Genomic DNA, 23,273 nt, shown 5'->3' with positions numbered 1-23,273 from the left:
TTGCTGGGCGACGGTGAGTGCTTCGTCGCGCGAACCTTGCCGCCCGTCGCGGCGGGGCTCGCGTGCCGTCCGTCCGCCGTCCCGGGCGGGACCGGTACGGCATGGGACGGCTGGGCGGGAGTCGGGGTGTCACTTCAGTCCGGTGGTGGCGATGCCCGCCACGAACTGTCGCTGGAAGAGCAGGAAGACGATCATCACCGGCAGCAGGACGACCATGGCGCCGGCGAGCAGGATGCCGAAGCGGGTGAAGGACTGTCCGCTGCTGGCCAGGGCGAGGCCGACGGGAAGGGTGTACTGGCTCTCGTTCTGGGCCACGACCAGGGGCCACAGGAAGTTGTTCCAGGAGCCGAGGAAGGTGATGATCCCGAGGGTGGCGAGGGCGGGCTTGGTCAGCGGCAGGATGATCTTCGCGAAGATGGCCAGTTCGCGGCAGCCGTCGACGCGGGCGGCGTCGATCAGTTCGTCGGGCAGGGTGGAGATGAACTGCCGCATCAGGAACACCCCGAAGGGCGTGGCCAGGAACGGCAGGATCAGCCCGAGCAGGGAGCCGGTCAGCTGCATGTTGGCCACCAGCACGTACAGCGGTACGAAGGTGACCAGGCCCGGGATCATGAGCGTCCCCATGACCAGCAGGAAGACGGCGCGCTGTCCGCGGAACTCCAGCTTGGCCAGGGCGTATCCGAGCATCGAGCAGAAGATCAGGTTGCCCGCGGTCACGGCGAGGGCCACGATCACGGAGTTGGCGAACATGCTCGTGAAGTCGAGCGTGCTGAACAGCTCGCCGTAGTTGGCGGTCGTGGGCGCCGTGGGTATCAGGACGGGCGGGACCCTGCGGATGTCGGCCTCGGGCTTGAACGACCCGGACAGCATCCACAGGAACGGCGCGATCATCAGCAGCAGGGCGCCGACGAGCGGTATGTACAGCCAGGGCTGGCCCCAGTTCTGGCGGATGCGGCGGCGCCTCAGGGCGCGGTTCGTGCCCGCTTGTGGCGTTCGGAGAGTGGAGAGGGTGCTCATGAGGGATCAGTCCTTGTCTCGCAGCACGCGGAACTGCAGCACGGTCAGCGCGACGATGAGGACGAAGATGACGTAGCCGGCGGCCGACGCCATCTCGTAGTTGCCGTTGCCGAACTGTTTGTAGGCGTACAACGTCGCCGACAGGGTGGAGTCCAGCGGTCCGCCGTCAGTCATCACGAACGGCTCGTCGAAGAACTGCAGATAGCCGATGCCGGTGGTCACGGCGGTCAGCAGCAGGGCCGGCCGCAGGAGCGGGAAGGTGACCCGCCAGAACCGCTGCCAGGGCCCGGCGCCGTCGAGTTCGGCCGCTTCCATCAGGGACTGGGGTACGGACTGCAGACCCGCCAGCATGATGATCATGACCGTGCCGAGGTTGCGCCATATCGCCATCACGATCATGACGGGCAGGGCGAAGCGGGTGTCCGCCAGCCAGGCCGGACCGTCGATCCCGAACCAGCCAAGGACGAGGTTCGCCAGTCCCGCGCGAGGTTCCAGGAGCGTCTTCCACACCACGGCGACGGCCACGATGCTGGTGATCACCGGCAGGTAGAAGCCGACCCGGAAGACGGCCCGGAAGCGGCGGATGCCCCGGTCGAGGGCAACCGCCGCCGCGAGCCCGGCGGCCAGGGTCAGGGGCAGGGCCACCAGGACGAACACGGCCGTGTTGCGCAGGGCCGTGAAAAACTGCGGGTCCTCAAAGAGGCGTACGTAGTTGTCGAGGCCGACGAACGACACGTTCAGCGGTGTGCGCAGGTCCGCGCTCTTGGTGTCGGTCAGGCTCATCAGCAGCGACCACACCACCGGCAGCAGCATGAAGGCCAAGAACAGCGCGAGGAACGGGCCGGCGAGGACCCAGGCGGCCCGGGCCTGCCTGCCGCGCGCCGTGCTCCGGAGCCCGGAGTGCCGGCGATCGGCACTCCGTTCCGACCCTGCGGTGCCCTGCTCGTGGGTGCCGCCCCGCTCGGGGAGCGTTTTCGTGGACATGGATGTCATCCGTCCGTGCGAGGGTTGTCCATACGAGGGGTACTCACGCGGCGGCGCTCAGCGGCCGGTGCCGATGCTGGTGGCCTTGGACTGCAGCGTCTTCTGCACCTCGGCGACGGTGGCCTTGCCGAGGGTCAGCTTCTCCAGTTCGGAGTCGATGGTGTCGGCGATCTGCTGCCAGGTCGTGATGGCGGGCGGCGCCTTGCTGACCTCGAGCTGCTCGGCGAACGCCTTCAAGTTCTCGTCCTCGGTCAGCTTCCCCTCTGTCCACGCCTGGGGCGAAGGAGGCAGGCTGCCGGTGGCCTTGGAATAGGTCGCGAGGTTGGCGGGCTCGGTCAGGAACTGGGCGAACTTCCATGCCGCGTCGGGGTTCTTGGCCTCCTTGAACACCGCCAGGTCGCTGCCGCCGGCGAACCCGGCGGGCTGCTTGGAGTACGGCATCGGCATGGTCTTCCACTTGCCGTCCAGCTGCGGGGAGTCCTTGTGGAAGGTGCCGCCGGCCCACGCGCCCTCCTGGTAGACGGCGGTCAGCCCGTCCTGGAAGCTCTGCACGTTGTCCGCCCTGTCGGTCGGCGCGAGGCCCTGCTTCGGAACGCTTGCGTAGTTCTCCAGCGCCTTGGCGACCTCGGGCGTGTCGAAGGTGAAATTTCCGGTCTTGGCGTCGTAGATGTCACTGCCCTGCTGCCAGACCATCGGCAGCCAGAAGATCCAGGAGTTGAAGCCCATCACCAGCCCGCTGGCGTGCCGCAGCTTGGGGTTGTCCTTGCCGGCGGTGGCCTGGATGGCCTTGAGGTCCTTCAGGTATCCGTCCCAGTCGCCGGCCAGGGCTCCCTTGATACCGGCCTTTTTGGTGATGTCGGTCCGGTAGTAGACCGCTTGGGTGTCGGCGATGAACGGGACGCCGTAGGAGGTGTTCTTGTACTTGGTGGTGTCCCACTGGCCGGGGTAGAAGTCCGAGGACTTGATCGACGCCGGGGTGGCCTGGAAGCCGTTCAAGGCTGCCATCTCGGCCATCCAGGTGCTGCCCACCATGGACATGTCCGGTGTGTTGCCGCCGGCTATCGCGGTGGTCAGCTTGTCGTGGGCACCGTCCCACGGGACCGCGGTGATCTTGACGTCTGCGTCCGGGTTCTCCTGCTCGAACTTCTTGGCCAGTTCCTTCAGGTCTTCGTCGGGGTCGCCCATGGACCACATGACCACCGTCCCCTTGGCCTTGCCCGCGCCGATCTTGGCGGGCGCATCGTTGCCGGGGCCGGAGCCCTCGCTCCGGCCGCAGCCGGTGGCCACCAGGGCTGCCGTGACGGTGACGCACAGGATCTGGACGGTTCTGACAGCGTGACGGGTGGTGATACGCATGATGCGGCTCCTTGCCGTTGGGCGATACAGGCGCGGGGGCTAAGGGTGAGAGCGGGCGGACGCCCGGATGGGCCGGCGCACGGGTGGGGACCGTCTGCGGTGACAGCGGCATCGGCGGTCAGCCGCAGGGCGCGGCTGGAGCATCCGACGCGGAGTGGGTAGGGGCCGGGCGGGGTGGGCCAGGCGCGCCGTTCGGTGTCCCGGATCGGGAACGCGCGAGCGGAAGGGTGCATGTGGGCGGCGCCGCATGAACGCGTGTGCAGCCGCCATGGTTGCGAGGAAGGCGAGGCCGAAGTGGGTCGCCGAGGTCTCAAGGAGACGGGGGGCGGTGCGTCACCGGCGACGCACCGCCCGGCTGCGAGGCGCCATCACGTACGCACCGCGATGACGTCGCGTCAGTTCGAGCTCGGCTCTAACGTCGAACCGCGGATCACGAGGCTGGTGGGAATGATGCGCGAGGGGGCGGCCTCGGGCGATCTGCGCACGTGGTCGAGCAGCAGACGCGCCGCTGCCTCACCCATCTCCCGCATCGGCTGGCGGACGGTGGTCAGTGCCGGATAGGTGTACGACGCCAGCTCGACGTCATCGAAGCCCACCACGGCGACATCCCGCGGAATCTTGAGGCCGGCCTCGTGCAAGGCCGCGAGCACACCTGCCGCCGAGGGGTCGTTGTGCCCGAAGACCGCGTCGAACTCCACGCCGTCCGCGAGAGCTTGCGCCACCGCGCTCCGGCTGCTGTCGAACAAGAAGTCGCCGCAGATGATGCTGCGCGGGTCGAGCTCGATCCCGGCCTGCGCATAGACGTCGACGAAGCCGCCCAACCGTTCCCGGGTGCAGCCGTACTCATCAGGACCGGTCACCACCAGAGGGCGACGGCGACCGAGGTCCAGCAGGTGGCGCGCCGCCTGCTCACCGCCCTCCCGGTTGGTGGTGGCCACATAGGGGAATCCCGGCCGCTGGAAGCGGTCGTCTATCAGCACCACCGGCAGTCCGGCCTCGTGCAGTTCCGTGATGGATCCCAGGGCCCCCTCGGGCTCTATCACCAGCAGACCGTCGAACGACTTGGCAGCAACCTGCAGGCCCAGCCTGCGCAGTGACTCCTCACCGCGGTTCCAGGTCAGCATCCGCAGCCCGAAGCCCTCGGCCTCCAGCGTCTCGACGACCGCCTGCACTATGCCGGCCCAGGCCCAGGCCAAGTCAGGGACCAGCATGCCGATCATCTGTGTCGTGCCGCGTGCGAGCCCCACTGCCCCGGCGCTCGGCACATAGCCGAGCTCCGAGATGGCCTCGCGGACCTTCACGACGGTGTTCTCGTGGATCTCGCCTTTGCCGTTCAGCACCCGCGAGACCGTCGTCTTGCTGACGCCGGCCCGCGAGGCCACGTCGGCGATAGTGACTCCCATGTCACCTCCCCTCCCTTCCTGCAGAGGCGGAAGACTTCCCTCCCGCACCGAAGGGCCGATCGTACAGAGACCCGTGCAACCGGTACCGGAAGCAGTCCCGGAACCGGTTTCGGTACCGGTTCCGGAAGTGAAGCACCGAGAGGCCCCACCGGTCAACACCCCGGAAACAACTCGTTGACGCAGCCGATCTCGGTCTCGCACGATGCCGCGGAAGCCTGCCGGTTGCCACCCAAGCCACCGCTCTGACCTGCGCGGTTGCCGACTCCAACCCGCCATGGCCGAGCTCATTGGCGCGGCTGCCGGCCGCCGACGATGCCCGACGGACCACAGACCCGTCCCGGAGCAATCGCGCCCGCACCGTTGACGCACTGGCCGGATTGCCCTTCATAATCGGGCACTCGCTGTCATCGATGACATTCGTCGTCGCTGACACCCCAGTCGGCTGCGTGGACGTCGACGCCGCTGGGATGTCACTTTTCGGTCCGTCCGCGCCGGGGCCGCAGTCAGTGCTGCGCCGACGAGCCGCGGGACTAGGAGACACCATGAGCTCTGCACGCGTATCCCGGCATGCCCGCATACGGATGATGGCGGCGGTGGCGACCGTCTGCGCCCTGTCCGCAGCCCCGCTCGCCCCCCAGGCCGTAGCTGCCGACACCCCGCCGTACACCGAGACCTACCGACCCCAGTTCCACTTCACTCCGCAGAAGAACTGGATGAACGACCCCAACGGCCTCGTCTACTACAAGGGCGAGTACCACCTCTTCTACCAGTACAACCCGAACGACAACTCCTGGGGCGACATGTCCTGGGGGCACGCGGTGAGCAAGGACCTCGTGCACTGGAAGGAGCTGCCGCTCGCCCTGTCGCACGACGACGAGGAGATGGTGTTCTCCGGCAGTGCGGTCGTCGACCGGGACAACACCACCGGGTTCGGCACCAGGAAGAACCCGCCCATGGTGGCGATCTACACCAGCGCCTACAAGAACGGCGGCAAGCAGGCCCAGTCGCTCGCCTACAGCACCGACCGCGGCCGCACCTGGACCAAGTACCAGGGCAATCCCGTCATCGACATCGGCTCCAACAACTTCCGCGACCCCAAGGTCCAGTGGTACGAGCCGACCAAGAGCTGGCTGATGACGGTGTCTCTGTCCGCCGAGCACAAAGTGCAGTTCTACTCGTCCAAGAACCTCAAGGACTGGAAGCTGCAGAGCGAGTTCGGGCCGGCCGGTGCGACGGGCGGCGTGTGGGAGTGCCCCGACCTGTTCCCCCTCGCGGTCGACGGAGACAAGAACAACATCAAGTGGGTCCTGGTCGTCAACATCAATCCCGGTGGTATCGCGGGCGGTTCGGGCTCGCAGTACTTCATCGGTGACTTCGACGGCAAGAAGTTCACCGCCGACGACAAGGGCACCTACACCCCGCCCACCGGCACGGTGGTGCAGGACTTCGAGGGCACCAATTTCGGTTCCTGGACGACCACCGGCACCGCGTTCGGTCAGGGACCGGCAACCGGTGCGGTGGACTGGCAGGGGGCGGTCACCGGCTTCGACGGCAAGGGCCTCGCCAACAGCTTCCACGGCGGTGACGGCGCCACCGGCACCCTCACCTCACCCGAATTCACCGTGGACAGCCCCTACCTGAACTTCAAGGTCGGTGGCGGGCGGCATCCGCACGAGGCCGGAACCGTCATGGACAGAACTCCGCCCGAGGGCACGGTCCTCGCCGACTTCGAAGGCGGCACCTACGGCGACTGGACGAAGACCGGAGACGCCTTCGGTACCGCGCCGGCCCCCGGCACCCTCGCCGACCAGGGGCAGGTCTCCGGATTCCTGGGAGACGGGCTGGTCAACACCTTCCTGAACGGCGACTCGACCACCGGCACACTCACATCGCCCGAGTTCACCATCGACAAGAAGCACATCAACTTCCTCATCGGCGGCGGCAACCACCCGGTCGACTCCGACAACCCCACCGCCGTCGAGCTACTCGTGGACGGCCAGGTCGTCCGCAGCGCCACCGGAAAGGACGGCGAGGCACTCAACTGGGCCTCGTGGGACGTCGGCGACCTCGCCGGCAAGAAGGCGCAGATCAAGATCGTCGACAACAACAGCGGCGGCTGGGGCCACCTCAACGTCGACCACATCATGTTGTCCGACGCCGTGGCCCCGCGCGTCTCCCAGGAGACGTCCGTCAACCTGCTCGTCGACGGCGAGGTCGTCCGCAGCGCCACCGGCGCCGACAGCGAGAGCCTGGACTGGGCGTCCTTCGACATGCGCCCGTACGTCGGCAAGAAGGCGCAGATCCAGGTCGTCGACATGAACTCCGCCGGCTGGGGCCACGTCATGGCCGACCAGTTCACCACCGCTGACAAGCCCGCCAAGTCCGTCGTGCAGCGCGCCGACTGGACCGACTACGGCAAGGACTACTACGCGGCGGTGTCCTGGGAGCACGCACCGGGCGGCAAGCGCTACATGATCGGCTGGATGAACAACTGGGACTACGGCCAATCCATCCCCACCTCCCCCTGGCGCAGCGCGCAGAGCGTTCCCCGGGAAATGGCCCTGCGCACGATCAACGGCCAGACCCGGCTGACCAGCAAGCCGGTGGGCAGCCTGGAGTCCCTCCGGCAGCAGCACCCGGCGACGGCGTCAGGCGTCACCGTCAAGAGCACCTCCAAGCCGCTGATCAGCCGCGCGGCCAACGGCAAGGCACTCGACATCGAGGCGACCTTCTCCCTGAAAGACGCCGAACGCTTCGGCCTCAAGGTGCGCACCGGCGCAGGCGGCGAGGAGACCGTCATCGGCTACGACACCACGACCCAGGAGCTGTACGTCGACCGCACCCGCTCCGGCGCCGGGGACTTCAACAGCACCTTTCCCGGCGTCCAGACCGCACCCCTGAAGCCCAAGAACGGCAAGGTCAAGCTGCGGATCCTCGTTGACTGGTCGTCCGTCGAGGTCTTCGGCGGCAGCGGCGAAGCGGTGATCACCGACCAGATCTTCCCCGACCCCTCCAGCACCGGCGTCGAGGTCTTCGCCGAAGGCGGCACCGCCACCCTCAACCACATGCAGGCGTGGCAGCTGAGGTCCATCTGGCGGTGACGAGCCGCAGGTCAGTGCGCCAGGCCACCGAGAGCGACTTCCGGCGGGCGGCTCTCAGCCGCTCGGTTCCCGGCGAGGCAGGCGCCAAGGAAGCGGCGTGACAGCTACCTCCATGGGGCGGGGCTCCCTGCGCCACTAGTAGCCTCGCGATTTTCAAGCGCCGGCCGTCCCGATGGGTGATCAAGTAGGCAGAAAGCGGCTCTGACCAGTGAGAATGAGGATTATCCAGGCCCTTGTTCCCGCGCCCGTCGGGGGCACTTCCCAAGTGAGTATGCGTATCGGGTCGTACCCGCGAGTCCGCGTCGCGGGCGATGGCCGCGGTGTGGTCTCGCAGGCCGGCGGGGTGCTGCTGGTGGAGACGGCCCGCCAGATCGGACTGGATACGGCGATATCAGCGGCACTAGCCCCGTGGCGCAAGCCCAGGGCGGTGCACGATCCGGGCAAGATCCTGCTGGATGTTGCGCTGGCAGTCGCGCTGAGCGGCGGCTGCCTGGCGGACGTGGCGATGCTGCGGGCTGAGCCCACCGCGTTCGGGCCCGTGGCGTCCGATCCGACCGTCTCCCGCCTGATCGACACCCTCGCCGGTGCCGGGCCCCGGGCGCTTGCAGCCATCCGGGGCGCTCGGGCCGAAGTCCGACAGGAGGTCTGGCGGTTGGCCGGGCACAACGCCCCGGACAAGGCAGGCGAGATGGTCGTGGACATCGACGGGGTGCTGGTCCTGGCGCACTCCGACAAGCAGGACGCCACCGCGACCTGGAAGAAGACCTTCGGCCACCTCCCGCTGTCCGCGTTCGTGGACCACGGCCGCGAGGGCTCCGGGGAACCGGTCGCCGGCTTGCTGCGGCCGGGCAATGCGGGCAGCAACACCGCCGCCGACCACATCGAAGCTGCCCGCCTGGCCTTGGCTCAGCTGCCGAAGGCCTACCGGCGCGGGCGCCGGACGCTGATCCGTACCGACTCCGGCGGCGGCTCCCACGAGTTCCCGAACTGGCTCACTGCACGAGGACGGTGGCTGTCCTACTCGGTCGGCATGGTCATCCACCGACGCCATGCATCAGGCCGTGCTGAAGGTGCCGGTCTCGGCCTGGACCCCCGCGGTCGAGCCGGACGGCGAGATCCGCGACGGCGCATGGGTTGCCGAACTCGCCGGAGACTGCCTCAAAGACTGGCCTAAGGGGATGCGGCTGATCGTCCGCAAGGAACGGCCCCACCCCGGCGCCCAGTTGCGGATCACTGACGCGGACGGGATGCGGATCACCTGCTTTGCCACCAACACCGCCGACCGTCCGATCACGGAGCTGGAGCTGCGGCACCGACAGCGTGCCAGGGCAGAGGACCGCATCCGTGCCGCCCGCGACACAGGCCTGCGCAACCTCCCTCTCCACCAGACCGCGCAGAACCGGATCTGGCTGGAGATCGTTCAGATCGCACTCGACCTGCTGGCCTGGATGCCCATGCTCGCCCTGACCTGCCAGGCCCGGCGCTGGGAGCCCAAACGTCTGCGGCTACGACTGTTCTCCGCCGCCGCTCAGCTCGTGACGACCGGCCGCCGCCGCATCCTCCGCCTGGCCTGCCACTGGCCCTGGACCGATGTGATCACCAACGCGTTCGAACGACTGCGAGCCCTGCCGAACCCCGGCTGACCAGCGACAACGACCTGTTCCGACGAGCACCCACCACACCCGGAACCGTGGAACCGGCGCCCACCCGACGCGACAGCCGGGTAGCCAATCTGCCCACCCGCAGCAATCTCCGCCCCGAACAAGCTGAAAGGGTCCGCCAGGAAGCTGACGGACCCTCATGCAAGATCGAGGCTAGACATCTGGAAGCCCCCGCCGCCGGGGCTTGGTCACGAATCAGTGCCGCCGTCGGCCTTCGGCAAGTCGGGGACCTCATCGTCGGTCTTGCCGCTGAGGCGTACCGCTTCTTCGTCCGCTTCTTCGTCCGCGCGGCGCCGCGCCACGGACTCGTCAAGCACCTTGGCGTTCTGGACTGTCGAACTCGCGAGCCCGAAGCGCAATTGCAGCTCGCGCGCGGAGGACAGCCGCTCACCCCGACGCAGCTCGCCGTTGCGAATCGCAGGATGACGTTGCCGTCAACTCCGGGCGGCGACTGAAAAAGAAAATCGCCGGGAAGTGCTTCGACGCACACCCCGGCGAACCTTTCCTATTCCACAGACCAGGCCGAGCTGAATCCATCAGGAAAACCTTTCAGGAATTCCGAAACAGCCTCGACAGCTTGATCCCGGTCAACCAGATCGGATCGTTCAAAAATACCCATCTGGCCACCGCACACGAGCCTGACCTCATCCGAGACAGACTCAGGGTTCTTCAACTGGAGAATTTCTCCGTCGACAGATTCCCCCGTAACGAGGAAGAGATCCGGACCACCCGCAATCGAAAGATACCGAAAAGGGTCATCCTCTGTCACGGAAACCTCAGTCCATCGAGTTCCATCAAGATCCGCGATCGACTGAGCGATTCGTTCCGGCGTCGGATTCTCAACTTCCCAGTCGCACGTCTTGGAGCCGCCTCGGTCGTCTCCTGCCAGCCTGATCATGGCGCCCTTCCGTAGCCGTCTCGGATGAACCGTCCCGTGGTCGGGTCGTAGTCACGGGCGCCCAGCCGGGTCCGCCGGTCGCGCGGACCATCGTGGAACCGTCCGGCAGCGCGTAGAAGCGCTCCGCCTTCGCGCTGGTGTTGGCCGCGTTGACGGTCAGCTCCGCCTCACCGAGGTAGAGCGTGCCACTGCCGTCCGCACCGGTGCGGATGAGGCGTTCGCCGTCCGCGCCGTACAGGTACGACGTGGTCTTCGTGCCGCCGCCCTCGACGGGCTGGGCCGCCTCAGGCTCGGCCCTGACCCCTGCGCGCCTGCGGCACGAGGCCGATCGCGGCGCTGGCGCCGACCGGCCCTGGCGTGACCATACGGAACGACGCGACCTGGCCGCGGGTGAAATCGCTGACCTGACCTGACCCGGCGCCCGCCCTAGGCGTATCGGCCCCGCCCCACGTGCATCCGCGCGCGGAACGGGGCCATTCGCCTGTCACCTTCACGGTCGGCCGCCGTCGACCGACCGCCGCTACGGCAGCGGGTCGGCGACGCAGATTCCGGTGGCGGAGCGCCCGGTGACGGTGACCCGGGCGGACTCGCGGCCATCCACCAGCACCACGAGTTCGGCTTGTCCTCCGACCTCGTCGAGGGTGACGCCGAGCACGGGTATCACGATCGGCCCGCGCATGACGACCTCCTTGCTCCACGGCAGGTGCGGCTCGTCGACACCGACCTCCTCCTCCCCCTCCTGGCCGGTCGGGGCGTAGTTCAGCTCCGCGACACCCTCGCCCGCCACCCGGTACTCCACTCGCAGGCGTGTCCCTCCCCCGGTCACGGAGAACCGCGGCGACCCGCTGACCGCCCCGTCCAGCACTCCCGCGTCGTCCCAGGGGGCGCGGTCCCGCCCTTTCTCGCTCATGATCAGGCTTCCTCCTCCGCGCGGCACGGCGCCTGCGCCCTCGTACGGTATGCGGGGCCGGGGCGGTGGCGGGAGGCGGGCTCCGTCGGACGAGGAGCGGGCCCGGCGTGCGCTGGGAGACGCTGTTGGCTAATTCGGGGCGTCGCGTGACGTCGGTTCCCAAGACCTGGTTGTGGTTTTGGGAACCGACGTTGTCGTAGGGGGAGAGAGTCGATGTCGATGTGTCCGGATGGGGCAGTGGAGATCCCGATGGAGACGGTTCGGGTGGCCCGAGCGGCGTTCCCGAAGGGCAGCCTCCCGATCCAGGTCCGTGACGAGTTAGGGGTGCTGTTTCGCGACGAGGACTTCGCGGACCTGTTCCCCGCCTGGGGCAAGCCTGCCTGGCCACCGGGCCGACTGGCGTTGGTCCTTGTGCTGCAAAGTCGACATCCGAGTCCAGTTCTCCATGGCCGACTGCCGACGTTGCCATGTCAAGGATTCGTGCACGCGCGGACCACGCCGCAAGCCGACTTTCCAGGACCAGGACAACCAGGAAGTTCTGCACCGGCGCCGGGCCGAGCAGGAGTGGAGGCGCGCTATCAACTCCGCGTCGGCGTGGAAGACACCATTTCCCAAGGCGTAGGGCGCTGCCGCCTGCGCAGATCCCGGTACCGCGGGCTTGCCAAGACCAGTCTCCAGCACCAGCTCACCGGGGCGGCGATCAACCTCGCCCGCATCGATGCCTGGCTCTCCGGCACCTCCCATGCCCGCACGCGCGTCTCACACTTTGCGGCTTTCCAACAGAGCGAGACTGAGCAGCGCCTACGGAGTTGATGACCTCGGCCCCCTTACTGATTTACCGACGTCGGATGGCCAATTGGGCCTGAAGCGGGCAACGTGGTCGGCGAAGTCCTCGCACAGGTACTGCGGGTCAGAGGGCTTCAGCCGTATTTGCTGTTGATCGCTGTGCACCCACCAGACCTCGAAGTCGGTCACTGTCCCCTCGACAGGCCAGTCCTCGCTTCACCGACGAGGCAACAGCACGACGTCGACGAAACCTCCGACACTGAGGCCAATGTCCACGAAGACACCGATCGCCCCCGGCCTGGGCACTCGGACGACAGTGCCCGTGAAGGCCTGACCGAAGCGCAGCTCACCTTGAATTCGCTCCCACTCTGCTTCCGTCACCACTTACGCATCCTCGCACCTCGGCACTGGCCTATACAGGAGAGCTCGGTGCGAGCTTCAGCTCGCACCGAGCTCAACATCTGAGCCGCCAACAGCGTCTGCTGGAGAGGCCGGGGCAGCGCCGGTCGGGATCATGGCCACGCGCTTGGGGCGCGGCGCCCCTGACCGGGCCGCCGGCTCTTGATTCTCATGGCAAGCGGCAGTTACTGAGGTGAAGGGATCTCCCGTGGTTCGTCCTCCAGGGACCCCACGTCAAGGCTCTGGGCCGCCGCCGCCTCTCGACGGCGGACGGTTCATCATTCCGGAGCGAGAGACCCGAGCTCGATCTCCTCGAACACCCGAGACCACCAGGAATCCTCGTCCACGAAGACCTCAGGGTCTGCATCGCCGGCCTCGGTGACAACCTGCTCCACCAAAGCGTCATAGGAGTCATCCTCCTCATGAACACCAGAGAAGATGAATCCTTCCCAGATCTCCAGCATCCGCTGCAAGGCGTACAGCGATGAATTCACCCTCGTGAAATCACCTTCCGTACCCTCATACCCCTTCTTGCCCCATACCGACCCATCGGCCACCGAGAGCCAGTAACTGTTGACTCCGTCGTCGAAATCACCGAGGAACACCGCAGGCCCCACCCCAGGGAACTCCTGGAGGTCCAGTTCGCGGCGCGCATTACGCACGAACATCCGATTCGAGTCATCCGGCAACCCGCGTTCGGCCAGCAGTTGCGCGTCGGCACTCCTCAACCCCAGCGACCGCAAAGCCACTTGATCGAAGGGCAGCCATCGAACTGCACTCACACCGTACCTCCAGGAGGACACTGAAAACCTACAAGCCGCCCTTGTCCGATAGCAGTCCCACCGCGCCTGAGCGCGTTCATTCCGTCTCTTCTACCTTTCCGGGGAAGCGCGCCGCTTCCCCACAGACGATCGAGCCTGTCGAAGAACTTGGAGGACCACTCGCGTGCCGTGCGGTTCTGAAATAGGAACGAATCGCCACCTCCCCGCACGCCGGACACAGCCATTCCGACTGGTCCCGCAAGAAGTTGCGCTCCCGCCCGAGAGCCCGTGGCCAACCTCCGCAGGGGTGAAGCGCTGCAATTGCCGAGTCATGAGCGCTACCTCCGTTTGAACACCCTCAACAGGGCCTGCCCGTACGCCTCTCTTCATAAGACGACGAAGCTCCCGGCCGACTGGCCGTCGGCCCGAAGCTTCGTTCTTCGGGTGTCGTGCTAGTCGATCTGCCCCATGACGCCACCGGGGTAGCGGTTGACCTCACCTGCCCTGGAGAACAGGGACGGTGCGTCGACGGGACAGTCGGCCATGGCCCAGGACGGGTTCCCCGACACGATGAGGCCCGGTCCGTCGGCGGACTCCAGCAGGAACATGTAGTCCAGGTCCTCGGTGATGCCGTACCGCTCGGCCACCGCCTCCACCTCGTCGGCGGAGGAGACCCTACGGATGGTCAGTCCCCTCATCGTCGAGCGGAGGAACATGACGTCGACATGGCCGGCGGCCACCTCGATACGCGGCCCGGCCTCAAGGTCGAGATGCGCGTCGCTGCGCAGGCGCAGGGTCCGATGCGTGACCGAGTAGTCCCACACCTTGAAAAGCCGGTCCGGCTGGCTGAATTCCATGCCCTGTCTCCTGTCCTGTCGTGCCCTGCTCTGCAGCCGATGTCACGAGAACGGGTTCACCACCCCCTCGATCCGTCTGCCTCCCGAATACCACTGGATCGAGCTCCATGAGCGATTGCCCATTCTGACCTGCCGTTCCACCACGCTCATCTCCCACGCGGTGCCGTTGTTCGGGCCGGGAAGTTCCTGCCCGGGACCGATTCCGAACTTCCGGCCGCGGAGCACGGCCGTGTGAAACGCGTTGGCGATGTGGCGAGGGTCGTTGTTGGCCCCCGGCATCCCGTCGAGCGTGATGGAGAGGGTCACATTGGAGTCCCGCGCGCTGTTCATCACTCCGTTCATCCACTCCGGGACCCCGGCGGAATCCATGTCGAACAGCAGTCGCGTCGCCGGACGGACCGTATCGAACCCCTTGCGCGTCCCAATGGTTCGCGCAGCTCAGGAAAGTCTTCGGGAGACGAGGAAGCTCCCGGCCGACGAGGTGTCGGCCGGGAGCTTCCTCTTCAGGCATGGCCCGTCATTCGATGATGCGGAACCATCCCGACTCCGGCTCGTCGAGGATTCCCTGACGCGCCATGTCCCGGCACGCCTGTACGAGGCCCTCTCTGGACGGCACTGGGTCCAGGTCGGCGCTTCGCGCGAAGACCTCCAGGCGCCAGGCGTCGAATGCCTCCGACCCATCCAGGAGCAGGTCCATGTCGACCTCGGTCCCATCGGGTCCGGCCATCCGGCATCCGCGGCCGTGGACCGCGTACGAGAAGCCGGTGTCCGAGCGGGCCCTTCGGTCGAGCTCTCCCGCCCGGACCGCCTTGAGGACGTTCTCCAGCCCGTCGAACTGGGGGTAGGTGCCCGCCAGCTCCGTTCTGATGAGCTTGTGCGCGCGCAGGAAGGAACGCACGCAGGTCTCGGCTTCGCCCGACTGGCTCACCGTCGCCTCCGTCCTCTGCGCTCCTCGGGGAAGTCCCCGCCCACTTCGACAGACGCCCAGACCACTTCGTCGGCGGATTTGTAGCCGTAGGCCTTGACCTCGTCAAGCGTAAGGGCTCGATAGCGAACGTCGATCCCCGCCTTCTTGGCCGCCGAGACCCGATGGTGGCCATTGATGACGTAGCGCCTGTTCACGTGCTCGAAGATTTCGATGGGCTCACCGACCCAGCCGTCCCTGGACATGCTGTCGGCGATCGTGTCGACGATCGCCCGGTCGGCCTTGCCCCCGAGCTGCTCCGTCCGCTCCAGTTGGTGAGGGCTGATGGAGCAGTTGTGCACCAGGACCGGTTCGGCACCCGCCAGCACGTAGTACGTGTGGACGTCCGTGACGGTCAGGTTGTGCACCGTCGCCTTCGTGGCCGTCCACGCCTGGACCGCGTCGACCTGGAGCCAGGTGCCCGAGGCTGTCAGGAGCCACTGGCCCGGCTTCAGTTCGTCGGCATCAATCCACTCCCGCAGCGACGGGACCCAGAAGGGGTGTCCGGCGGTGGCGGTGACCGTGGTGGTTCTGGCCGCGGCGGTGGAGCCGTCGTGGATCGACAGCGTCACCTTCACCAGTCGCTTGGCGCCCTTGCCGATGATCGTCGCCGCGGCCGTCTGGACGGAGGTCTTCCCCGTCTTCGGGTCGGTGGCCATGACCTTGTCGCCGGCTCTGACCTTCTCGATCGCCTTCGTGGTGCCGTCGGCCATCAACACTCTCGTGCCGGGCGCGAAGCTGTTGGCCTCGCAGGCCGCACCCTCGGCCTCGTCCTTGACCGTTTCCTTTGCCTCTTCCCGGACCTCCTTCGCGACCTTCTTCACCGCCCGCTTCACCTGCGACGGTTTCGGACGCGGCTTCGGCTGGGAACGCGGCTTGGAGCGCGGCTTCGGACGGGCCGCCGCCTTGCGGGCCGCGGCCCTACGGGCTGCCGCCTTCTTGGCCGCCGCTCGGGCCGCGCGGGCCCTCGCCTGTGCCGCCGCCCTGCGGGCCGCCGCCCGCTTGGCCGCCGCACGGGCCGCAGCCCGCTTGGCCGCCGCCCGCTTGGCGGCAGCCGCCTTGCGGGCCGCCTCACGGCGGGCCTTCGCCGCCGCGCGCTTCGCGGCCTCGAGCGCCCGCTTGCGGGCCAGGGCAGCCGCCCGACGGGCCGCCGCCTGGGCCGCCTTGCGCGCCGCGATGATCGCCGCACGGCGGGCCGCCGCGCGGATCGCCGCCTGGATGGCGATGCGGGCCGCGATTCCGATCAGGATCGGGAAGAACTCGCCCGACGGGTCGGAGAAGGTGGCCGGCGCGTTGTTGCTGTAGCCGTACGGGTTCATCGTGGCCGGCTGACCGTAGTCGACCATGGGGTCGACCGTGATGAACCGTCCCGTCACCGGGTCGTAGTCACGGGCGCCGAGGCGGGTCAGACCCGTGTCCTGGTCGACCGTGCCGCCGACGAAGCCGCGCTGTCCCGGCCAGGTGGTGGGCTGCTGCCCCCGCGCCTCACCGAACGGCATCGACTTGCGCCGCGTGACGCCCATCGCCGGGTCCACCATGTCCACGACCGTGTGGGACGTGCCGTGATGGTCGGCCAGCATGATCTGACGGACGCCGCCGGTCGCACGGACCGTCGTCGAGCCGTCGGGATGCGGATAGAACCGTTCCGCCTTCGCGCTGGTGTTGGCCGCGTTGACGGTCAGCTCCGCCTCGCCGAGGTAGAGCGTGCGGCTGCCGTCCGCGCCGGTGCGGATCAGGCGTTCGCCGTCCGCGCCGTAGAGGTACGACGTGGTTTTCGTGCCGCCGCCCTCGACCGGCTGGGTCACCTTGCGCAGCTGGCCCTCCATGTCCCATTCCAGGGCCTGGTTGGTGCCGCCGTGCTGGCGCCCGGTGGTGTTGCCGGCCTTGTCGTAGGCGAAGGTGTTCAGACGTTCGCCCTGCGGGCCGACCGACTTGATCTCGGCCAGCGCGTTCGGGCCGCCGACGCCCGCCTTGCCGTACACGTACGAGCGGGTGACGTCCTTGGTGGTGTCGCCCGTCGGGTCGTGCTCGACGAGGGTCTTGCGGTTGCCCGCCGTGTCGTACGCGTACGAGTTCCAGTAGGCGTCCGGACCGCCGACGGTGTCCTTGGACGGGGCCGCCGTGCAGTCGTCCGTCTTCGCCGTCCAGGCCGAGGACATCTGACGCAGTTGGTCGTAGACGAAGCACTGCGTGTCCGTCCCGCCCGCTCCGGGCGCCGCGCTGCCGGGCACGTCGGTGATCTTGGTGACGTTGCCGGCCTCGTCGTACCCGTACCGCGTCTCGCTGATGCGGCCCGGGGCGACCGAGCGGTCGAAGGTGGACGTCTGGAGCCGACGCGTGAACTCGTCGTAGACGTAACTGCCGTACACCTTCTTGCCGGCCGGACCCGCGTCCGTGCGCAGGATCTCGCCGAACGCCGAATACTCGACGTCCGCGAGGTACGTGGACGCACCGCCGATGGCGATCGGCAGGTCGTCGGAGTTGTAACGGAAGACGATCTTCTCGGTCACCAGGCCGCCCAGGCCCGGCACCTCGACCCAGGCGAGATTTCCGGTCGGGGTGTACGAGTAGTCGTACGTGTACGTGCCCGCCAGGCCCGTCTCCTCGGTGGGGATCACCGTCTTCGTCGACTTCACCCGGTAGGCGCTGTCGTACGCAGTGATCTCCTCCCGGTACTCACGGCCGTTCTCGTGGCGGATCTGCGCCGTGGGCATGCCCTTGAGGAGGGTGTCGTACGTCCACTCCACGCGCTTGGGGCCGGTGTCGCTGCCCTCGCGCAGGGTGGTCGGACGGCCGCCCGCGTCGTAGGTGGTGACCAGGGTCCGCTGGAGCGGGTCGACGGTCGCGATCACATTGTCGGCGTTGTCGTACCGCATCTCGGTACGGCCGCCGTCGGGCTCCGTGATCGCCGTCTGGCGGCCCCGCTTGTCGTACTCGAACGTGGTGACGGCGCCGCCGGGGGCGGTCACCTTACGCAGGTTGTCGAGGTCGTCGTACTCGTACAGCGTGTCCCGCCACTTGGTGCGGGCGGTGTCGGTGTACTCGCGCAGCCGCTCGGCGCGGCCCTCGGCGTCCTCGAAGACGGCCGTGACAGTGTCGCCCTTGGGCGGGATCGTCGTGGAGACGTCACCGTCGCGTTCGGTCGTCGTGCGGAGCTTCTCCGTGCCGCGGTAGTACGTGATCTCCGCGGTGGGCTGGCCCATGCCGTCGAAGGTGATGCGGTTCTGGGACGGGACGTCGTTGTCCCCGACCGGGAACAGCTTCGCCTCGGGCTCGGCGACGTTGTAGTAGCCGTCGTTCTCCTTCCACTGGCGCCCGGCGCTGTCGTAGAAGGTGTCGTTGACGATCCGTCCCGCGCCGATCGCCTCGTCCTGCGTCTGCCGCTCGCGCAGCAGGCCGTCGAGGATCTCGTAGGACACGGCGTACTGGCCGTTGTCCTTCAGGGTGCGCGAGGTGACGATCGTCGGGCCGTCGCGACGGACGGTGTAGTCGTACGTGGCCGTGGGGGTCTGGGTCGCCGGATCGTGGTCGATCTCCCAGACCTTCAGGAGACGGCCCAGCGGGTCGTACTCCATCGTGGCCTTCTTGCCGTTGGCGTCCTCCTCGGTCAGCGGCAGGCCACGGACGTCGTCGAACACCGTGGTCTCGGTGTGTTCGAGGGGGTCGGTGGAGGTCTGCTGGGTGGGGCGAGCCACCGTCGGGGGCACGTACTTGACGGACGTCTTACGGTTGTCCGTGTCCCAGGTCGCGGTCTCCCGGCCGTGGATGTCGTACTCGGTGCGGTCGATGGTGACGTAGCCGTCGCCGGTGGCGTTCATCTCCTGGATCTCGGTGGGCAGTCCCTTGGTGGGGGCCGCGCCGAAGGCCAGGTTGTCGTACAGCGTGCGGGTGTCCTCGACGACCTCGCCGCCGGTCGTGCCGCAGGCGCCGAGCGTCGTCCTCTCGCGGGACTCCAGCTCGATCAGGTACGCCGTGGTGTTGCGGGCGTAAGTGACCGTGGAACAGCGGACCTTGCCGCCGGGGCTCTTGTCCTCCACCTGGTACGGCATGCCGTAGCTGTCGTACTTGGTGGTCTCGGTGGAGGTCCGCCAGGTGTCGCCCTTGACGCGCTCACGGGTGCGGGCGGTCTCCGGACGGGTCATCCACGCCTCCAGCGGCGTGGTCCCGGCGCGGGTTCGAGTCGCCGTCTTCACCGCCCAGGGGGTGGTGACGGTGGCCGAGTCGACGGGTCCGCCGTCGGACTCGTAGCTGATCTGCTCCAGCAACTGCCCCTGGTACTGGGGAAGGTCGTCGTAGCTGGTGTTGTCGCTCGTCACGACGGCCGACGTCAGGGTGCCGGAGGGCTGCTTGTCGCCGTGCAGGCCGCGGAAGTAGCGGTGCTCGGTGAGCTGCTTGACGTCGTCTCCGCCGCCCAGACGGGTACGGACCCGCTCGTAGCCGCGGTACTGCGACCAGGTGCGGTGCTTGTTCTCGGTGAACTCGCTGTCGTCGTACGCCCATCCGGCGCCGCCGAGGAACTCGTAGGAGGTCACCTTGGCGGGGCTGTCGGTGACCAGGTCCTCTTCGGTGACCTCGGTGACGAGGTACTTGTGGAACCAGTCCTTCACCTGGTTGAGGGCGCCCTTGGGCGTCCAGTACTGCGGGTAGCAGCGCATGGTGTTGGACTCGGGGGCCGCCGGCATCCGCTTCGGCTCCAGGGCCCGGCAGTCACGGTCGGAGTACTTGACGCCGATGCGGCCGCCGGTCTCGGTGTCGATGGCGTGGACGCGGTAGCGGGAGAAGGGCGGCAGGCCCTCGACCCCGTCGACGCGGTTGTCGAGCTGGAGTCCCGCGAAGGTGACCTTCGGCATGGCGGCGGTGGCGCCGGCGCCGTGCCCGGTGCGGGCGACGGACTCCAGCCACAGGGCCGGGGAGGTGCCGTCACCGGTGGCCGGGTAGGACTGGTCCAGCGTCCAGGAGTCCACCGGCTTCAGGGCACTGCCGGAGAGCACGCTCGTGCTGATCTTCGTCAGGCGCTTGGTGGTCCAGAACGTCGGGGAGTACTTGTCGGTGCACTTGGCACCGGACAGGCACTCCTGGTCCAGCGGCGTGTCCGGCCAGTACTTGGCGTTGGCGGTGGTCCGCTTGGACTCCGCGCAGTCGAACGCGGTGCTGGGAATGCAGCGTTCGGCCAGCGTGAACGCGACCCGGCCGGCCGGCAGGACGCCGAACAGCTTGTCGGAACGCAGGCCGTAGTCGATGCGCGAGAGCTGCGCGTTGCGGTCGTAGGACGCCTGCTGGTCGGCCTTCATGTTCTGGCCGTAGTAATTGGCCCACTTGGTCCACCACAGGGTCATGGCGTCGCCGAGCGGGTCGACGACGTAGTCCAGGTTCCAGCGGTAGACCTGCTTGCAGTCGGAGTCCAGGAACGCGGTGGCGTGGCACGGCTCGGTCGGGTGGTTGCCGAACACCGGCACCGTCAGCGCCGAGTTGGTGACCGTGCCGTCCGGGGCGCCGGGCAGCTTGTTCAGGCCGAAGTGGTACTGGGTGCCGTCGGTGGTGGTCAGGACCCAGTACTCGCCGTCCTTCGAGCCGTTGGCGGCGCCGCTCTTGCGCTGGAGGCGCGAGCCGTCGTCGTCGGCGGGACGCCACTCGTCGGTGCCGTCCTTCTTGACGAGTTCGGTGGTGTTGCCGCCCAGCGACATCACCACGTGGTCCGAGCCCCAGCACAGGTCTCCGCTGTCGCCGGTGTTGTTCGGCTTCAGCTCCTTGCCGGCGTCGTCCTTGATGGCCGCCTTGTCGTCCGAGCAGGAGCGGTAGCGCCGCTCGATGAAGCCCGGTTCGTAGTCCCAGCCCTCGGCGATCCAGGAGGACTGCGCGCTGGTGGAGGCGGTACGGCCGTCCACGGCCTGGGAGGAGTAGGACAGCTCGACCTCGGGCTGCGGGCCGCCGGGGACCTCGGGAGCCTCGATCGGATAGGTCCAGGCGAAACCGCCGGAGGACGAACCGGCCATCCAGGAGCCGGAGGGCGACAGTGAGGTGGCTTCGTGGCTCCCGCCGGGGCCGGCGGCCGCGGCCGCCGCGGCGAACACGGTGGGCGCCGCCGCCAGGTCGGCGGTGCCGGTGACGTTCTGCGCGGCCGGGTCGTTGGCGCCCGGCAGCGCGGTGCGGGTACGGCACTTCTCCAGCTCGGGCGTGGTCAGCGCACAGGCCGGCAGGCGGTAGAGCCGGAGCCGGGAGCCCCAGTCACCGCCATACGTGTCCCTGATCGACTTGTAGTCCAACTCCAGTTCGACCGAGCCGGAAGCGGCGGTTGCTTGACCGTCTTCGGCCGGCGCGGCGGTGAAGACCACGCCTCGCACGCCGGCCCGCTCGGCCACGGCCTGGTCCTTGACCTGGACCTGGACGGCCGTGCCGGGGTCTGCTGCGGCGCGCTTCGGGGCCGCTCCCCGGGCGCGAACGCCTGGGCCGGTACCGGTGGTCGACGCCTGGGCCGAAGCCTGACGGACCCTCACCATGTGGTTCCGCAGGCTGGTGTCGCCGCCGAAGCCCTCCACGGCGCCGCCGCTGGTCAGCGGCGCCCGCCTGGGCAGCTTGTTCTTCCGGTCGGTGACGAGAGTCGTGAAGGTGTCGGCTGCGGCTTTTCCGGCCGACGGCCGAAAAGCGCCGTCGGCGTCATTGCGCACCTGTGGGCGTTTTTTGTCGAAATCCCTGCCTGGGACAGACTTTTCGTGCTGTACGTCCCCGAGTCGGGAATCACCGTCGGCCGCACTGGCATCGTCGGGTATGAGTCCGACGAAAAGGATGAGTCCCACGATGAGGGACACGGATCTGTGCCAGTGGGCTAAGTAGCGCAACTGTCTCGTTAATTGGTCCACTGAAGGACCTCCCCCTTTACTCACTCTGTGTGATTGAGTGGTGAACGGTCAGACAGTAGGGTGTGAAGATCAGCCTGACAAGCAAAGGGAAGGCAATGCGACAATCCCCACTCTGATCATCTTTCAGTAAAGAACTTCCCTTGTAACGTGTACTGTTCGGCGCTGCGGCCCGCGTCGGCGGGTGCGCGGCGGGCGCCGTGGAGGGGTTCGCCTGGCAACGATTCCGGGGGGATTCGCCCATGCCAGAAACATTACGAAGACAGCGCCGGGCCAGACGCTGGAGTCGGGCCGCGCTCGTCGCGGTGCTCGCCGGAACGTCAGTGGGACTGACACCGCTCACGTCCCTGGCGACCGACACGCCGGCCGGCTCCGACTCCCCGACGGCCACGAGTGCCGAGGAACGCGCGCTGGAGCGGGCCGCCGAAACGGGTGAGCCGGTGGAGGTGGCGTCCGCCCGCACCGAGACCAGCGAGACACACGCCTTACCCAATGGGAACCTGCGCCAGACCCAGCACACCCTGCCCGTCCGCGTGAAGCGCGAGGGCACCTGGACCCCGGTGGACACGACGCTCACCGAGGTGACCGGCCGGATCTCGCCCAAGGCGGCACCCGGTCGCATCACGTTCTCCGCCGGCGGCGACACCCGTCTGGTGACCCTCGCCGACCAGGGCGGCGAACTGGCCCTGACCTGGCCGAAAGCCCTGCCGGAGCCGGTTCTCGACGGCTCCACCGCGACCTACCGCGAGGTGTTCCCCGGCGTCGACCTGGCGGTCCGGGCGAGCCTGGACGGTTTCAGCCAGGCGCTGATCGTGAAGACGCCCGAGGCGGCCGACCGTCCGGAGCTGGCGGAGATCGGCTTCGGTCTGCGCACCAAGGGCCTGGACGTCCACAAGGACACCGAGACGGGCACGCTCCGGGCGGTCAACGCGGCCGGGCAGACGGTGTTCGCGTCGTCCACGGCCCGGATGTGGGACTCCTCGGGCACGGTGGAGGAGGAGACGGCGCCGCAGACGGCCTCGTCCGGAACCGAGGCCCGGACCGCCTCCTCGTCCGGCACCGCCAAGTCGCTGCGTACGGCGAGTGCCGCCACCGTTCAGGCCGCAGCCGCCGACACCGAGCCCTCCCCGCTCACCCCCGGCACCAAGAGCAGTGAGGTCGGCGTCGAAGTCAACGACGACCAGATCTTGCTGACGCCGGATCAGAAGCTGTTGGACGCTGCGGACACCGAGTTCCCGGTCTACATCGACCCGCGGATGACCGGCACCCGCGAGGCCTGGACGATCGCCTACAAGCCGCATCCGACCAGCAGTTACTGGAAC

Annotated in this window: 14 protein-coding genes and 2 pseudogenes; 4 read left to right on the top strand and 12 right to left on the bottom strand. The window is 67.9% G+C overall.

The features are described from left to right. Positions 1 to 129: 129 nt before the first annotated feature. The 4 genes from ACFWWR_RS40555 to ACFWWR_RS40540 form a co-directional block, all read right to left on the bottom strand. Complete coding sequence (locus ACFWWR_RS40555) at positions 130 to 1,017, bottom strand: carbohydrate ABC transporter permease (RefSeq protein WP_383875134.1); 888 nt, start codon at positions 1,015 to 1,017, stop codon at positions 130 to 132. Positions 1,018 to 1,023: 6 nt separating this feature from the next. Then, positions 1,024 to 2,010: a carbohydrate ABC transporter permease gene (locus ACFWWR_RS40550; protein ID WP_383875132.1), complete on the bottom strand. Its 987-nt coding sequence runs from the start codon at positions 2,008 to 2,010 to the stop codon at positions 1,024 to 1,026. A 48-nt stretch (positions 2,011 to 2,058) separates the two neighbouring features. Beyond that, positions 2,059 to 3,357 carry an extracellular solute-binding protein gene (locus ACFWWR_RS40545; RefSeq protein ID WP_384308877.1) on the bottom strand — a complete coding sequence of 433 codons (1,299 nt, stop codon included), beginning with the start codon at positions 3,355 to 3,357 and terminating at the stop codon, positions 2,059 to 2,061. A 395-nt stretch (positions 3,358 to 3,752) separates the two neighbouring features. After that, a complete protein-coding gene (locus ACFWWR_RS40540; protein WP_383875128.1) occupies positions 3,753 to 4,760 on the bottom strand; it encodes a LacI family DNA-binding transcriptional regulator in 1,008 nt (335 codons plus the stop codon). A 542-nt stretch (positions 4,761 to 5,302) separates the two neighbouring features. On the opposite strand from ACFWWR_RS40540, the gene ACFWWR_RS40535 reads away from it, so the two are divergent. Both ACFWWR_RS40535 and ACFWWR_RS40530 read left to right on the top strand, forming a co-directional pair. Next, on the top strand, positions 5,303 to 7,861 hold the full coding sequence (locus tag ACFWWR_RS40535) for a GH32 C-terminal domain-containing protein (RefSeq protein WP_384308874.1): 2,559 nt from the start codon (positions 5,303 to 5,305) through the stop codon (positions 7,859 to 7,861). Positions 7,862 to 8,126: 265 nt separating this feature from the next. Continuing rightward, positions 8,127 to 9,504: pseudogene (locus ACFWWR_RS40530) on the top strand (IS1380 family transposase). Positions 9,505 to 9,710: 206 nt separating this feature from the next. Here ACFWWR_RS40530 and ACFWWR_RS40525 read toward each other — a convergent pair. From ACFWWR_RS40525 to ACFWWR_RS40515, 3 genes are all read right to left on the bottom strand, one after another. Beyond that, positions 9,711 to 9,881, bottom strand: coding sequence for a hypothetical protein (locus tag ACFWWR_RS40525; protein ID WP_383875124.1), 171 nt, complete (start codon positions 9,879 to 9,881; stop codon positions 9,711 to 9,713). A gap of 146 nt (positions 9,882 to 10,027) precedes the next feature. Next, entirely contained in the window at positions 10,028 to 10,420 is a 393-nt protein-coding gene (locus ACFWWR_RS40520; RefSeq protein ID WP_383875122.1) for a hypothetical protein, read from the bottom strand. Between the two features lie 520 nt (positions 10,421 to 10,940). Beyond that, the gene (locus ACFWWR_RS40515; protein ID WP_383875120.1) at positions 10,941 to 11,330 is read right to left on the bottom strand and encodes a hypothetical protein; all 390 of its coding nucleotides are present in this window, start codon (positions 11,328 to 11,330) and stop codon (positions 10,941 to 10,943) included. A 213-nt stretch (positions 11,331 to 11,543) separates the two neighbouring features. On the opposite strand from ACFWWR_RS40515, the gene ACFWWR_RS40510 reads away from it, so the two are divergent. Then, on the top strand, positions 11,544 to 12,143 hold the full coding sequence (locus ACFWWR_RS40510) for a transposase (protein ID WP_383875119.1): 600 nt from the start codon (positions 11,544 to 11,546) through the stop codon (positions 12,141 to 12,143). Between the two features lie 650 nt (positions 12,144 to 12,793). On the opposite strand, the gene ACFWWR_RS40505 is transcribed toward ACFWWR_RS40510, so the two are convergent. The 5 genes from ACFWWR_RS40505 to ACFWWR_RS40485 all read right to left on the bottom strand — a co-directional run bounded on the left by ACFWWR_RS40505 (position 12,794) and on the right by ACFWWR_RS40485 (position 21,762). After that, positions 12,794 to 13,297, bottom strand: coding sequence for an SUKH-4 family immunity protein (locus tag ACFWWR_RS40505; RefSeq protein WP_383875118.1), 504 nt, complete (start codon positions 13,295 to 13,297; stop codon positions 12,794 to 12,796). A 431-nt stretch (positions 13,298 to 13,728) separates the two neighbouring features. After that, complete coding sequence (locus tag ACFWWR_RS40500; protein WP_383875116.1) at positions 13,729 to 14,133, bottom strand: hypothetical protein; 405 nt, start codon at positions 14,131 to 14,133, stop codon at positions 13,729 to 13,731. 42 nt (positions 14,134 to 14,175) lie between these two features. Beyond that, complete coding sequence (locus ACFWWR_RS40495; protein WP_383875114.1) at positions 14,176 to 14,502, bottom strand: polymorphic toxin type 27 domain-containing protein; 327 nt, start codon at positions 14,500 to 14,502, stop codon at positions 14,176 to 14,178. 148 nt (positions 14,503 to 14,650) lie between these two features. Continuing rightward, the gene (locus ACFWWR_RS40490) at positions 14,651 to 15,061 is read right to left on the bottom strand and encodes a DUF6896 domain-containing protein (RefSeq protein WP_383875112.1); all 411 of its coding nucleotides are present in this window, start codon (positions 15,059 to 15,061) and stop codon (positions 14,651 to 14,653) included. Beyond that, positions 15,058 to 21,762, bottom strand: coding sequence for a polymorphic toxin-type HINT domain-containing protein (locus ACFWWR_RS40485; protein WP_384308872.1), 6,705 nt, complete (start codon positions 21,760 to 21,762; stop codon positions 15,058 to 15,060). Before ACFWWR_RS40485 ends, ACFWWR_RS40490 begins: the two co-directional genes overlap by 4 nt. A gap of 512 nt (positions 21,763 to 22,274) precedes the next feature. Here ACFWWR_RS40485 and ACFWWR_RS40480 point away from each other — a divergent pair. Then, positions 22,275 to 23,273, top strand: a pseudogene (locus tag ACFWWR_RS40480) (VCBS repeat-containing protein); the annotation flags it as partial.

The sequence above is a fragment of the Streptomyces sp. NPDC058678 genome (genome assembly GCF_042714835.1).
In the GTDB taxonomy this organism is placed as follows: Bacteria; Actinomycetota; Actinomycetes; order Streptomycetales; family Streptomycetaceae; genus Streptomyces.
The sequence above is the reverse complement of the archived record's forward strand: the minus strand, read 5'-3'. Positions and strand labels throughout refer to the sequence as shown.

Coding starts and splice junctions, on each gene's coding strand:
- ACFWWR_RS40555 (WP_383875134.1), bottom strand. CDS start 1,017: ATGAGCACCCTCTCCACTCTCCGAACGCCACAAGCGGGCACGAACCGC.
- ACFWWR_RS40550 (WP_383875132.1), bottom strand. CDS start 2,010: ATGACATCCATGTCCACGAAAACGCTCCCCGAGCGGGGCGGCACCCAC.
- ACFWWR_RS40545 (WP_384308877.1), bottom strand. CDS start 3,357: ATGCGTATCACCACCCGTCACGCTGTCAGAACCGTCCAGATCCTGTGC.
- ACFWWR_RS40540 (WP_383875128.1), bottom strand. CDS start 4,760: ATGGGAGTCACTATCGCCGACGTGGCCTCGCGGGCCGGCGTCAGCAAG.
- ACFWWR_RS40535 (WP_384308874.1), top strand. CDS start 5,303: ATGAGCTCTGCACGCGTATCCCGGCATGCCCGCATACGGATGATGGCG.
- ACFWWR_RS40520 (WP_383875122.1), bottom strand. CDS start 10,420: ATGATCAGGCTGGCAGGAGACGACCGAGGCGGCTCCAAGACGTGCGAC.
- ACFWWR_RS40515 (WP_383875120.1), bottom strand. CDS start 11,330: ATGAGCGAGAAAGGGCGGGACCGCGCCCCCTGGGACGACGCGGGAGTG.
- ACFWWR_RS40510 (WP_383875119.1), top strand. CDS start 11,544: ATGTCGATGTGTCCGGATGGGGCAGTGGAGATCCCGATGGAGACGGTT.
- ACFWWR_RS40500 (WP_383875116.1), bottom strand. CDS start 14,133: ATGGAATTCAGCCAGCCGGACCGGCTTTTCAAGGTGTGGGACTACTCG.
- ACFWWR_RS40495 (WP_383875114.1), bottom strand. CDS start 14,502: ATGGATTCCGCCGGGGTCCCGGAGTGGATGAACGGAGTGATGAACAGC.